This window comes from Gemmatimonadota bacterium (genome assembly GCA_016712265.1).
In the GTDB taxonomy this organism is placed as follows: Bacteria; Gemmatimonadota; Gemmatimonadetes; order Gemmatimonadales; family Gemmatimonadaceae; genus RBC101.
Window position 1 is genome coordinate 434,754 of sequence record JADJRJ010000028.1, and the last position, 12,962, is coordinate 447,715.

General features: G+C 68.4%; 10 protein-coding genes. 8 read left to right on the plus strand and 2 right to left on the minus strand.

What is annotated here, in order from left to right:
- The first annotated feature begins 11 nt into the window (after positions 1-11).
- Positions 12-677, plus strand: a complete 666-nt coding sequence (locus tag IPK85_08740; protein ID MBK8247467.1) for an AroM family protein — start codon at positions 12-14, stop codon at positions 675-677.
- Positions 678-680: 3 nt separating this feature from the next.
- Here the strand turns inward: IPK85_08740 and IPK85_08745 are convergent, their stop codons facing one another.
- The gene (locus IPK85_08745; GenBank protein MBK8247468.1) at positions 681-1,571 is read right to left on the minus strand and encodes a universal stress protein; all 891 of its coding nucleotides are present in this window, start codon (positions 1,569-1,571) and stop codon (positions 681-683) included.
- A 42-nt stretch (positions 1,572-1,613) separates the two neighbouring features.
- Entirely contained in the window at positions 1,614-4,280 is a 2,667-nt protein-coding gene (locus IPK85_08750; protein MBK8247469.1) for a cation-translocating P-type ATPase, read from the minus strand.
- 132 nt (positions 4,281-4,412) lie between these two features.
- Between IPK85_08750 and IPK85_08755 the strand changes: the two genes are divergently transcribed.
- The 7 genes from IPK85_08755 to IPK85_08785 all read left to right on the plus strand — a co-directional run bounded on the left by IPK85_08755 (position 4,413) and on the right by IPK85_08785 (position 12,854).
- A complete protein-coding gene (locus IPK85_08755; protein MBK8247470.1) occupies positions 4,413-5,345 on the plus strand; it encodes a dihydrodipicolinate synthase family protein in 933 nt (310 codons plus the stop codon).
- The gene (gene hydA / locus IPK85_08760; GenBank protein MBK8247471.1) at positions 5,338-6,738 is read left to right on the plus strand and encodes a dihydropyrimidinase; all 1,401 of its coding nucleotides are present in this window, start codon (positions 5,338-5,340) and stop codon (positions 6,736-6,738) included. The genes IPK85_08755 and hydA overlap by 8 nt, the downstream gene beginning before the upstream one ends.
- The gene (locus IPK85_08765; protein MBK8247472.1) at positions 6,726-7,376 is read left to right on the plus strand and encodes a GNAT family N-acetyltransferase; all 651 of its coding nucleotides are present in this window, start codon (positions 6,726-6,728) and stop codon (positions 7,374-7,376) included. Before hydA ends, IPK85_08765 begins: the two co-directional genes overlap by 13 nt.
- A gap of 112 nt (positions 7,377-7,488) precedes the next feature.
- Positions 7,489-8,727: a Gfo/Idh/MocA family oxidoreductase gene (locus IPK85_08770; protein ID MBK8247473.1), complete on the plus strand. Its 1,239-nt coding sequence runs from the start codon at positions 7,489-7,491 to the stop codon at positions 8,725-8,727.
- A 64-nt stretch (positions 8,728-8,791) separates the two neighbouring features.
- Entirely contained in the window at positions 8,792-10,237 is a 1,446-nt protein-coding gene (locus IPK85_08775) for an amidohydrolase family protein (GenBank protein MBK8247474.1), read from the plus strand.
- 178 nt (positions 10,238-10,415) lie between these two features.
- On the plus strand, positions 10,416-11,660 hold the full coding sequence (locus IPK85_08780) for a PQQ-dependent sugar dehydrogenase (GenBank protein MBK8247475.1): 1,245 nt from the start codon (positions 10,416-10,418) through the stop codon (positions 11,658-11,660).
- A 102-nt stretch (positions 11,661-11,762) separates the two neighbouring features.
- Complete coding sequence (locus IPK85_08785) at positions 11,763-12,854, plus strand: alkaline phosphatase family protein (protein ID MBK8247476.1); 1,092 nt, start codon at positions 11,763-11,765, stop codon at positions 12,852-12,854.
- Positions 12,855-12,962 lie beyond the last annotated feature (108 nt).

Genomic DNA, 12,962 nt, shown 5'->3' on the forward strand with positions numbered 1-12,962 from the left:
CGCGTCCCGCCGTGCCTCCCGTCCTCGGCGTTGTCACCATCGGGCAGTCCCCGCGCCCGGACCTCGAACGCGTCTTCCTGGCCCAGGCGCCGGGGGCGCGCGTGCGGGTGGTTGGTGCGCTCGATGGACTCGATACCCATGAGATCGCCGACCTCTCGCGGCGCGCGACCGAGTATCCGCTCCTCGTCCGCCTCGTGGATGGATCCACCCGGGAGATCGGCATCGAGTGGTTGCATCCGCTCGTTGAACGCCGCGCCCAGGAGCTCGCAACAGAGGGGGCGCAGGCGGTCGTGGTGGCCTGTGCGGGTGATTTCCCCGCCTGTCGGTGCGATGTGCCCGTGATAATGCCCGGGCGGCTCGTTCCACAGGAGGCGGCCGCGCGCAGTGAGCGCAAACGGGTCGGTATCGTGACGCCGGTGGAGCGCCAGGCCCGCGCGGCTGGTGCCAAGTGGCTCGCGGACGGGTTCCTGCCCGTCGTCACGTGGGCCTCGCCGGTGAAACACAGCGAGATCGTCCGTGCGAGCGACCTCATGCGATCGGCCGACGTCGACGTGGTCGTTCTCGACTGCATGGGGCATGACGCGTATTACGCCGAGGAGTTCGCCCGACGCAGTGGCAAGCCCGTCTTCACGGCGCAGGAGGTGGCGGCCCAGGCCGCGGCGCGCCACCTCCGGTAAGATTCAGCTGCGTTCCGGACCGCGCACGTAGACCGGTCGGGTGGTGAGGCGCAGCAGCTTGTCCGCCACGCTGCCTAACGCGAAGCGGGCGATTCCGTGTCGCGCGTGGGTGCGCATGGCGATCAGGTCGAACGCACCAGCATGGGCCAGATCGGCGAGGGCGCGCGCCGCGCTGTTCGCGGTGAGTACGACGGTGTGAACGGCGCGGCGTTCATCGCGCCATTTCGCCGCCAAGGGCATGAGATACTCGTGCTCAACGGCGTGCACCGCGGAGGCATCCTCCAGGTTGGCCAGCATGACCGGGGACGGGCTTACCACGTGGGCCAGGGTGAGGTCGAGCGGGACTCCGTGCAGCAGGCGAGATACGTCATCGATCACCTCCTCGGATTCCGGCGTGCCGTCGACCGGGAGGAGCACCTTGGTGAACGGGACTCCCCGGGCGAGCATCGTGGAGAGATCGAGTCGCTGGCGGGTGACGAGAACGGGGACGTGGAGGTGACGCAGCAACGTTTCGGTCACGCTCCCGAGCCAGGCACGCGAGACCCCACCGCGGCCGTGGGTGGTCATCACCACGAGGTCGGCCGACACCTCGCGCGCGGCGGCCTCGATCTCATCGATCGTGTGGCCAACACGTACCTGGGGCGAGACCTCGAGTTGTGTGGCGCGATGGATGCGCCGGGCCATGCGCTGGAGCGCCCGCGCGGCGCGTGCGCGTTGCTCCTCGTCAAAGGTTGGATCGAGTGGTGGGGCGTTGACCGCCCGTGCGGTCAGCGGGAGGAAGACGCGCACGAGGTGCAGGTGTGCGTGGTGGTGCCGGGCGAGGGCGGCGGCGACCGGGATGGCCCGCTCGCTGATCGCGGAGCCGTCCAGGGGCACGAGGATGGAGCGGGTCATGTCAACCTCCGGGGAACGTGGGTGAGAGTGTAACGCACAAGGTCATGGGTGAACGCGGCGCAGCGGCCCGCGGTACGTCAGGTGGCCGTGCCGCACCAACCACTTCTCGAGCTCGACGGCCACGAGCACGATGCCCGAGGCGCCTAACGCGACGGCGAGCTCCAGCGGCGTCAACGGCTCCGTCTTGAACAGGCGGTTGCCGGCGGGCAGGTACAGCGTGAGCAGCTGGAGCACGATCGTGCCGGCGACGACCAGGGCCAGGGGGCGGTTGCTCAAGATTCCCTGCTGCACCAGCGACTCCCGCTCTGACCGCACCGCCAGCACGTGCCCGAGCTGCGAGAGCGCGAGGACCGTGAAGGTCATGGTTTGCCAGTGGGCGTGTCCTGTGTGGTAGGCCCACCCCTGCACCGCGAGGGTCACGCCGGCCATGAGCAGTCCCACCCAAAGCGCATGCTGCCAGACGCCATGCGCGAACACGCTTTCCCCCGGCGGGCGCGGGGGCCGCGACATCACGGCCCGCTCGGCCGGTTCCGTGGCCAGGGCCAGTCCCGGGAGTCCGTCGGTCACCAGGTTCACCCACAGGATATGGATGGGGAGCAGGGGCAAGGGCAACCCGACAAACGGCGCGAGGAAGAGGATCCAGATCTCGGCGGAGTTGCCAGTGAGCACATACCGCACGAAGCGCCGGATGTTGTCGTAGATGCGGCGCCCCTCGCGCACGGCAGCGACGATCGTCGCAAAGTGGTCGTCGAGCAGGACGAGGTCAGCGGCGTCGCGCGCGACGTCGGTTCCGCCGCGCCCCATCGCCACACCGATGTCCGCGCGCCGAAGCGCCGGGGCGTCATTCACCCCATCCCCGGTCATCGCCACACACTCCCCCCGCTGCTGGAGGGCCTGGACGATGCGCAGCTTGTGTTCCGGTGCCACGCGCGCATACACCGCGACCTGGTCCACCTCCCGCTCGAGCGCGGCGTCCCAGCGGGCGAGGTCGTTCCCGGTCGCGACCGCATGGCCGTTCGTCGCCTGAATCCCGACCATGCGGGCGACGGCATCCGCTGTTCCCGGATGATCGCCCGTGATCATGACCACGCGGATGCCGGCCGCATGGCACTCCGCCACTGCCGCCTGCGCCTCGGGCCGTGGGGCGTCGAGCAACCCGACCATGCCAAGCAGGACGAAGCCCGCCTCATGGTGCTCGGTGAGCGCGCCCTCGCCATGGGGATCATCCCGGTGGGCAAACGCCATCACGCGCAGCCCTTCGCGGGCCATGGCCGCGGCCGCCGCCTCGGCCGCCTCGCGTTCCAGCACGACGGGACCGTCAGGGTTCCACGCATGGGAACAGCGGGACAGGACACGTTCCGGCGAGCCCTTCATCACCAGGAAGTGCCCCGTGGCGTCGTGCACATGCCGGGTCGTCATGCGGCCGCGCTCGGATGAGAACGGCAGTTCGTCCACACGCGGATAGCGTTCGGCGTGTGCGGCCGTTTCCGGGAGGGAGGCCGTGACATGGTGGAGCAGGGCGGCTTCGGTCGCCTCGCCCGTCACTTGTCCATCGTCGCCGCGCACGGCGTCGGTGTTCAGGGCGAGGGCGCGCGCGAGGGGATCGTGGGGATCAGTGAGCCCGATGACCTCCCACCCTGGCGGGCGGCGCAGTTGGGTCACGGTCATCCGGTTCGACGTCAGGGTGCCGGTCTTGTCGGAGCAGATCACCGTCACCGAGCCGAGCGTCTCGACCGCGTGCAAGCGCCTGACGAGCGCCCGGTGCCGCGCCATGCGTCGCGCCCCGAGCGCCAACGCCACGGTGACGACGGCGGGCAGGGCCTCGGGCATGGCGGCGACCGCGAGGCTGACCGCCGTGAGGAACATGAGGACGGGTGGTTCGCCGCGCAGCAGCCCGATGCCAAAGACGACGCCGCAGATCATGAGGACGATCCCCGCCAGCTGTGCCGCAAACCGCTTGAGGCGCTGCTGCAGGGGGGTGAACGTCGGCTCCGCGACACCGAGCAAGGTTGCGATCCGGCCCAGTTCGGTCCTCAGCCCGGTGGCGACGACCACCCCGGCACCGCGCCCGTAGGTGGCAATCGTCCCCTTCCAGGCCATGTTGCGCCGATCGCCGAGCGCGCTGGCCTCGACGGGCAGTGGGGCGGTCGTCTTTTCAACCGCAGCGGATTCGCCGGTGAGCGCTGCCTCGTCGACGCGCAGGTTGTGCGCGCCTACCAGGCGCAGGTCGGCCGGGATGATGTCGCCGGCTTCCAGCATGACGAGGTCACCGGGCACCAACTCGGCGGCGGGGATGAGCCGCGACGCTCCATCCCGCACCACGCGTGCGGCGGGCGCGGCGAGGGCGCGGAGCGAGGCCACCGCTTGTTCGGCCCGGAAGTCCTGTGCCACCCCCAGCCCCGCATTCAGCAGGATGATCGCCACGATGGCGAAGGAATCCTGAGGCTCGCCCACGACGCCGGCGAGGATCGCGGCGACCAGGAGGACCACGACCATCAGGTCCGAGAACTGGTCCAGGATCATGCGCGTGAGTGACCGGCGCGTCGCCTCCGGGAGGAGGTTGGGGCCGGCGGCCTGGAGGCGCTGCGTCACCTCGACGTGCGACAATCCCCGGGTGTCGTGCGCGGCAAGCGACGCGACGACCTCCCCGGCCGACATGACATGCCAGGTCGGGCCAGGTGCCGAGGTGGGGGGGAGGAATGAGGTCATGGCATTGCCCTCGAGGGAGGATCCCCGATGCCGGGGTGAAATGCAGTCGGGTCAACGGGGGATAGGCGTCGGGGGCTGCCCGACCCGTCGTCGGCCGCCGATCTTGTGGGGTCTCCACCAGCCCCGAATTCCGTGATTACCCCGGCCACGCGCGGTGTCTTCGTCATCGCTGCCACTCCCTTCGACGAGGGCGGCGGGCTCGACCTTGCCAGTGTGCCCACCCTGGTCGACTACTACCTCGGTCACGGGGTGAACGGCATCACGTTGTTGGGGATGATGGGTGAGGCCAACAAGCTGACAACCGAGGAATCACACCGGCTGGTCGGGGCAATGATGCAGGCGATTGGCGGTCGCGTCCCGGTGGTGGTGGGAGTGAGTCACCCCTCGCTGGTCGCCATGCGCGAGCTGGCGCACGCGTCGATGATGGCCGGGGCGGCGGGGGTGATGATCGCGCCGCCTACGGGGCTTCGGACGGACGACCAGCAGTTCAGCTGGTTCGGCGACTGCTGCGCCGCCCTGGGGCCGGACGTGCCGGTGGTGTACCAGGACTACCCGCCGACCACGGGGGTCTTCCTGTCGGCGTCACTCTACCTGCGCATTGCAGCCGCCTATCCGCAGGTGGCGATGCTCAAGATGGAGGACCATCCCGGGCTCGACAAGATCACGCGCATTCGCGCGGCGGAAGGGCGCGAGGATGTGCGCCGGACGGCCATCGTGGTCGGCAACGGCGGGCTGTTGCTCCCGCAGGGACTCGCGCGCGGGGCCGATGGGGTGATGACGGGGTTCGGGTATCCCGAGATGCTGGTGCAGGTCTACAATCGGCATGCAGCTGGCGACGTGGACGGGGCGGAGAGGGTGTACGACACCTACCTGCCGCTGGTGACCTACGAACAGCAACCCGGGTACGGCCTGGCCGTGCGCAAGGAGATCCTGCGGCGGCGCGGTGCCATCCGCACGGCGACGGTCCGCGCCCCCGGCCCGAGGCTCACCCCGGCCGATGTCGCCGAGCTGGATCGCGTCCTGGCGCGGCTCGAGGCGCGCCTGTCCGGAGGGCCCGATGCCTGAGTTCGACCTCGTCGTTCGTGGGGGCACGGTGGTCAATCCCGACGCGACCCTTCCCGACACCGACGTGGGGGTCCGCAATGGCCGGATCGTCGCGTTAGGCAGGGCACTGGGCCCGGGGCGCGAGGAAGTGGACGCGCGCGATCGGCTCGTCCTCCCGGGCGCGATTGACGCGCACTGCCACCTCGCGCAGGTGTCGTCCACCGGCCTCCTCACCTCCGACGACTTCCTCAGCGGGAGCCGTTCCGCGGCGCTTGGCGGGACGACGACGATCGTACCCTTCGCGGCCCAACATCGCGGCCAATCGCTGCGGGCGGTGGTGGCGGCCTACCGTGAGGAGGCGCGCCGGTCCATGCTGGACTACGCCTTTCACATGATCGTGTCGGACCCGTCGCCCACCGTGCTCGACGACGAGCTGCCATCACTGGTGGCCGAGGGGCATGTCTCCTTCAAGGTGTTCCTCACCTACGAGGCGCTGCGCCTCGACGACCGGCAGGTGCTTCAGGTGCTTGACGTTGCTCGGCGCGCCGGGGCACTGACGATGTTCCATGCGGAGCATCATGAAGCCATCGCCTATCTCACCCAACGACTGCTGGCCGAGGGAAAGGTCGCGCCCAAATGGCATCCGTACGCACGTCCGGAAGCGGTGGAACGGGAAGCCACGGCGCGCGCCATCATGCTCGCCGAAGTGGCGGGCGCGCGCATCATGATCGTGCATGTCTCGGGGCGCGAGGCGCTGGATGAAGTGCGTCGCGCCAAGGCGCGCGGCGTCGCCGTTCAGGCCGAGACCTGCCCGCAGTACCTCTCGTTCACGCGGGCGGACCTGGACCGGCCGGGGTTCGAAGGAGCGAAGTTGATGTTCTCCCCGCCGGCGCGCGATGCGGAGAGCCAGGAGGCGTTGTGGGGCGGTCTGCGCGACGGCACGATCGATATCTTCTCGTCGGACCACGCCCCGTATCGATACGACGACGTGAAGGGCAAGAAGGCGCACGGGGTGGACGCCCCGTTCACGAAGATTCCCAATGGCGTGCCCGCGATTGGCGTGCGGCCTGCGGTCCTGTTCAGCGAGGGGGTCCAGCAGGGGCGCCTCTCGATCGAGCGCTTTGTGCAGCTGGTGGCGAGCGAGCCGGCCCGCGTGTACGGTCTCGATGCGCGAAAGGGCCGGCTCGCGCCCGGGATGGATGCCGATATCGCCATCTGGGATCCGGCACGCGAGGTGACGGTTCGGCATGCGATGCTCGGTGACAACATGGACTACTCGCCGTGGGAGGGGCACCGCTTCACGGGGTGGCCCGTGGCGACGATCGCCCGCGGCGAGGTCATCACGCGCGATGGCGAGGTGCTGGGTGCGGAGGGGCGCGGGCAGTTCCTGGATCGGCGTCCATGGGTCCGCTGATGCGGATTGAGTCGCTGCCACCGGCGGCGCGTGCGGAAGCGACGCCGATGCTGACCGCCGCGTTTGCCAACGACCCGCTGATGCACTTCCTGTTCAGCGATGCGCCGGTTGGCGTGAGCGGGGGCATCGCGGCGCTGATGGACCTCGCGTTCGAGACGCGCAGTTCGCGGGGGTGGCCCGTGCTGGGCGCTCGCCGGGCTCACGGCCAGCTGGGTGGTGTGGCCTACCTCAGCCTTCCTACGCCGGCTCACGCCCTCGCAGGGACCGAGGGCTCACTGGAGCCCGAGATCCTGCGCGCGACGCGCGAGCGCTTCGAGTCGGCGATTGGGGCACCGGCGCTGGCGCGGTATCGCAGCTACGAACAGGCCTGGACGGTCGGTGCGCCGACGCGTCCGCACCACTACCTGGGGGTCCTCGGTGTGTCGCCCGCGTGTCAGGGGACCGGGGTCGGGGTCGCGCTGCTGGACGCGGTCGCGGCGATCGTCGACGCGGACGACAGCTCGGACGGTGTCTGGCTGGATACGGAAAATCCTCGCAACGTCGGATTCTATGAACGGCGGGGGTTCCGGGTGGCAGCGGAGCGCCCGTTGGGGTCCGTGACGATCTGGGGGATGTGGAGGGAAAGGGCAAGCCGATAGCTGGTAGCTGGCCTGGGAGCATCCAGCTAGGGTTGGGGCTTGCGCCGATGAGGTGGCGGCTGCACCCATCGTCTGCCGTCTGCCGTCTGCCGTCCTTCTTCTCTGACTTCAAATGACTCGACCTCTCGGAGTTGCCTTCGTTGGCTCTGGTTTCAATACCCGCTTCCACATCCAGGCGTGGCGCGGGGTGCGTGACGCGGACGTGCGAGGGGTCTGGAGCCCGAACGCGAAGAACGCGGCATCAGCGGCGACCCTGGCGCGGTCGCTTGATGTCGGCGCGGCCAAGGCCTACAAGAGCATCGCAGCGATGGTGGAAGATCCCGAGGTGGACGCTATCTGGCTGTGCGGGCCGAACCAGGCGCGGATCGAGAATGTCGAGGAGATCGTGGACACCATCCGGCGCGGGAAGGGGGAGCTGAAGGGGTTGGCCTGCGAGAAGCCCCTGGCGCGCAACGTCGCGGAGGCGAAGGCGGTGGCGAAGATGGTGGCCTCGGTTGGCCTCACCACCGGCTACCTGGAAAACCAGCTCTTCTCGCCGCATGTCGAGGCCGGCAAGGCGTTGATCTGGGCGCGCGGGGCGGCGACCACCGGGCGACCATACCTCGCTCGTGCAGCGGAGGAACACAGCGGGCCCCACGCGCCATGGTTCTGGCAGGGAACGTTGCAGGGCGGTGGCGTGCTCAACGACATGATGTGTCACTCGGCGCTCGTCGTGCAGCACCTGCTGACCAAGCCGGGGGAGCCGTTGTCGACCGTGAAGCCGGTGGCCGTCACCGGGCACATCGCGTCGCTCAAGTGGTCGCGCCCGACCTACGTGGCAAAGCTCAAGAAGGAGATGGGCGCCGACTACGCGAAGGCGCCGTCCGAGGACTTCGCGAGCGTCATGATCGAGTTCGAGACAGCGGATGGGCAGCGCGTGATCGGGGAGGCGACGACCTCCTGGAGCTTTGTCGGTGCCGGGCTGCGCCTCTCGGCGGAACTGCTCGGGCCGGAGTACTCGATGAAGTGGAACTCCCTTGATAGCGGGCTCCAGCTCTTCTTCTCGCGCGAGGTGAAGGGGCGCGCCGGGGAAGACCTCGTGGAGAAGCAGAACGCCGAGCAGGGGATGATGCCCGTGGTGCCCGAGGAGTTCCTCGCTTACGGGTACACCAACGAGGATCGCCATTTCGTGCGGGTGTTCCAGGGAAAGGAGGCGCCGCGGCTCACCTTCCAGGATGGCGTGAACGTGGTGACGACGCTCATGACCGCCTACCAGAGCGCGGAACAAGGGAAGACCCTCGCGTATCCCCCGCGCGGCATCGACAAGTTTGTTCCCGCCGTGGCCCGCGGGGCCTGGAAGCCGCGGGGCTGAGGAGGTGGTTGCGCCGGCCGTGGCCACCGACGCGCCGGCGCGGGACAGGCAGGCTGCGGGCGTGCTGGCCCGCCTCACAATTGCACGCTGGAGATCGCTGGTGAAACGGACCATCCTGCTCGCACTCGCCCTCTCGTCGCCGCTCGCCGCGCAGCGCCCGCCGCTCTCGGCGGGCACGCGCGTCTACGTGAAGGTGGACACGGCCGTCGTGGCCTTCACGAACGTGCGGGTGATCGACGGGACCGGGGCGCCGGCCCGTGAGGGGCAGGTCGTCGTGGTGCGGGACGGTCGCATCGCGGCCGTGGGGCCCGCCGGGTCGACCGCCGTCCCGTCCGGGGCGCAGGTCATCGATGGGGCGGGGAAGACGGTGATCCCCGGGCTCGTGATGGTGCACGAGCACCTGTACTACCCGGCCGGCGGCGGCACCTACGGCAACTACACGGAGTCGTTCACGCGCCTGTACCTCGCGGGGGGTGTGACCGCGATGCGCACCGGCGGCAACATGAACGGCTTCAGTGAGCTGAACATGGCCAAGGCCGTAAATCGCGGCGACAAGCCCGGGCCGTGGATCGACGCGACGGCACCGTACCTCAATGGGCCGAACAACTTCTCCCAGATGCAGGTGCTGCGCACCCCCGCGGAGGCGAAGCGGTTCGTCGACTTCTGGGTCGACCAGGGCGCGACGTCTTTCAAGGCCTACATGCAGATCTCGCGCGAGGTCCTGAAGGCGGGGATCGACGCGGCGCATGCACGGGGGGTCAAGGTCACAGGGCACCTCTGCTCCGTGACTTATCGGGAGGCGGCCGACCTTGGCATCGACAACCTCGAGCATGGTTTCCTTGCCGCGACGGACTTCGTGGCCGACAAGAAGCTGGACGAGTGTCCCAGCCAGGGGCGCGGACAACAGACGGTGAACACCACGGACCCTTCGTCGGCGGCCGGGCAGGCGCTCATTGCGCACCTCGTCGCGAGGAAGGTGGCCCTGACCAGCACCCTCACCGTCTTCGAGACCTTCACGCCGGGACGGCCGATGCCGCCGGGGATCGAGGTGCTGGCCCCGCAGTTCAAGGAAACGTACGAACGCCAGCATGCGCAGATCGCTCGCATGCCGCAGTCGATCTACACCACCCTGTTCCCGCGGGCGATGGCGTTCGAGCGGGCGTTTGCCCGCGCCGGTGGATTGCTCGTGGCAGGCACTGATCCCACGGGGGGCGGTGGGGTGATTCCGGGGTACTCCAACCAGCGCGCGGTGGAGTTGCTGGTCGAGGCCGGTTTTTCCCCGACCGAGGCCATCCGCATCGCGACGCTGAACGGTGCGACCTACCTCGGACTTGCCGACCGGACCGGGTCCATCACGGTAGGCAAACAGGCGGATCTCGTCCTCGTGGCCGGCAACCCCGTGGATCGCATGTCGGACATTCGTAATGTTGAGTTAGTCATGAAGCAGGGCATCGGGTACGATCCCGCGAAGTTGATTGCGTCGGTAAAAGGCTGGGTCGGCATCTGGTAACCTGATGGGCGGTTTCATGCGCATCCTGCGGATGTGCCAATCCAGGCGCTGCGCTTGACATGGTGGCGGCGCCTCCCTCGAATCCCCCAACCCGAACTGCGTGCTCCCCGTGCTCCCCGTGCTGCTCGTGCCCCTCGTGCTGCGCCGTACCCTGCCCTTGACCTTGGCGTCCCTCGCGATCTCAGCGGGTCTCGCCCACGCCCAGGGCACCCGCGCCGCCTGCGCCCCCAACAACCTCGGCATTTCCGTTCCCGACGGATTCTGCGTGCAGCTCGTCGCGGATTCGGTCGGTCCGGCGCGCCATGTCACGAGTGCCCCAAACGGCGACCTCTTCATCGCTCTGGCCAACTCACGGACGGCTCGTGGCGGCGTGCTCGCACTGCGCGATGCGGACGGCGATGGCGTCGCGGAAATCTCTCGGCGCTTTGGCATTGGGGGAGGGAGCGAGGTCCGCTACCATGACGGCTTTCTCTACTTCAGCACCGACAGCGCGATTGTGCGCTGGAAACTCGCACCCGGCGCCCTCGAGCCCACGACCCCGCCCGATACGGTCGTCGCGGGGCTGCTCTCCGAGCGTGGACACCACGCCGCCAAGACCTTCGCGATTGGCGCTGACGGCTTCTTGTATGTGAACATTGGTGCACCATCGAACGCGTGTGAACCCCAGCGCCAAGGCACCGCGCAAAAGGGCACGGATCCCTGTCCGTTCCTCGCGAACTCGGGCGGGGTGTGGCGGTTCGATACCCGGCGGCTGCGCCAATCACAAGCCGACGGCGAGCGGTACGCCACGGGGACGCGCAACCTGATGGGGATCACCATGGACCCCACCGGCCGCGCGGTGTGGGCGGTCCAGCACGGGCGGGACCTGCTGGCCGGCAATTGGGGCAAGGTGCACGCGATCTACACCAACGAAAAGAGCGCAGAGAACCCCGCCGAGGAGATGTTCCGCATTGATCGCGGCGGCGACTATGGCTGGCCGTATTGCTATTTCGACATCGATGTGCAGAAGAAGGTGCTCTCCCCCGAGTACGGCGGTGATGGGGTCACGCAGGGCCGATGCGCGAACGTTGGCCAGCCGCGCGCGGCCTTCCCCGGGCACTGGGCGCCCAACGGGATGGCCTTCTACACAGGAAATGCATTCCCCGCCGCGTATCGCAACGGTGCCTTCGTCGCGTTCCACGGGTCGTGGAATCGCGCACCGGTACCGCAAGCGGGTTTCAATGTCACCTTCCAACCGTTTGTCGGTGGCGTCCCCAGCGGCACGTGGACCGTGTTCGCTGATGGTTTTCGAGGTGGTCCAGCCGAAATGCAGTACCGGCCAACCGGACTGGCTGTGGCCCGGGATGGCTCGCTGATTGTCACCGACGACAAGGCCGGACGCATCTACCGGATCCGCTGGGTTGGGAACCAGAGACGCAGCTGAACCAGGAGTGTGACAGGATCGATGCCTGCGTCCCACAGGATGCGTGACATCCGTCCGTCTGCCGTCTGCCGTCTGTCGTCCACAGTCTCACGCCATCGCCGCATGCTCCGCTCGCTCCTGTGCTTCAGCCTGTGCGTCTCGACCGCGGTCCACGCGCAGCTCAAGACCCGCAACGTCGTCCTCATCGTCACGGACGGGCTCCGCTGGCAGGAGGTGTTTCGTGGCGCCGAGCGCGCCCTGATTTCGCGCCAACCCGGGGGCGTTCGGGACACGGCGTTCACCCGCAAGGCGTTCTGGCGCGATGAGCTGGCCGACCGCAGGGCGGCGCTGCTCCCGTTCTTGTGGGGCACCGTGGCGCGCGAGGGCATCCTCTATGGGAACCAGGATGTCGGGCAGCGGGCGTCGATCACCAACACCATGAAGTTCTCGTATCCCGGCTACAACGAACTCTTCACGGGATGGTTTGACCCCCGCATCGACTCCAACGACTATCCGCCCAACCCGAACGTGACCGTGTTCGAGTGGCTGGCGCGGGACCCGGCGTTCAAGGGGCGCGTCGGGGCGATCGCGACCTGGGATGCTTTTCGACGCATCGTCAACAAGGAGCGCGCCGGGATCGACGTGATCGACGGCTGGGATCCACCGTTCACGGGCCCGGCCGCGCGCGAGCCACGGAAGGCGGTGATCAACGAGCTGTACCGCTCCACGACCCGGATGTGGGAGAACAATGCGGTCGACTCGCACATGCATCTTGTCGCGAAGGAGTACATCCGCTCAACGCGCCCGCGCGTCCTGTTCGTCGGTTACGGCGAAACCGACGAGTGGGCGCACGGGGGTCAGTACGATCTCGTCCTGCAATCGGCCCATCGCGTGGACGGGTACATCAAGGACCTGTGGGACTCGATGCAGGCCATGCCCGAATACCGGGGGACGACGACCTTCATCGTGACGACCGATCACGGCCGCGGGGACGGGCCATCGGCGTGGCGGGACCACGGGCAGGACGTGGCGGGGGCGGAACATATCTGGATGGCGATCCTTGGCCCGGATACTCCCGCGAGCGGCGTCGTGACGACAGGCGTCGTGACGCAGAGCCAGGTCGCCGCCACGGTCGCCGCGCTCCTCGGGAAGGACTACATCCAATTCGCCCCGCGCGCGGGTCCGCCGATGGACGTGCTCGGACCTCGTCGCTGATGTGCCTTTCGGAGGAGTAACAAAAGGGCGCGGCTACGGACATTATGTCCGTCGAGGTGGCATAGGCTACAGCGAGGTTGTGCAGGCGGTCACATCGCAAATCCGGGC

What these genes read in the sequence shown, in the direction of transcription:
- IPK85_08745 (MBK8247468.1), bottom strand. Translation starts at nt 1,571, where the DNA reads ATGACCCGCTCCATCCTCGTGCCCCTGGACGGCTCCGCGATCAGCGAG.
- IPK85_08750 (MBK8247469.1), bottom strand. Translation starts at nt 4,280, where the DNA reads ATGACCTCATTCCTCCCCCCCACCTCGGCACCTGGCCCGACCTGGCAT.
- hydA (MBK8247471.1), top strand. Translation starts at nt 5,338, where the DNA reads ATGCCTGAGTTCGACCTCGTCGTTCGTGGGGGCACGGTGGTCAATCCC.
- IPK85_08765 (MBK8247472.1), top strand. Translation starts at nt 6,726, where the DNA reads ATGGGTCCGCTGATGCGGATTGAGTCGCTGCCACCGGCGGCGCGTGCG.
- IPK85_08770 (MBK8247473.1), top strand. Translation starts at nt 7,489, where the DNA reads ATGACTCGACCTCTCGGAGTTGCCTTCGTTGGCTCTGGTTTCAATACC.
- IPK85_08785 (MBK8247476.1), top strand. Translation starts at nt 11,763, where the DNA reads ATGCTCCGCTCGCTCCTGTGCTTCAGCCTGTGCGTCTCGACCGCGGTC.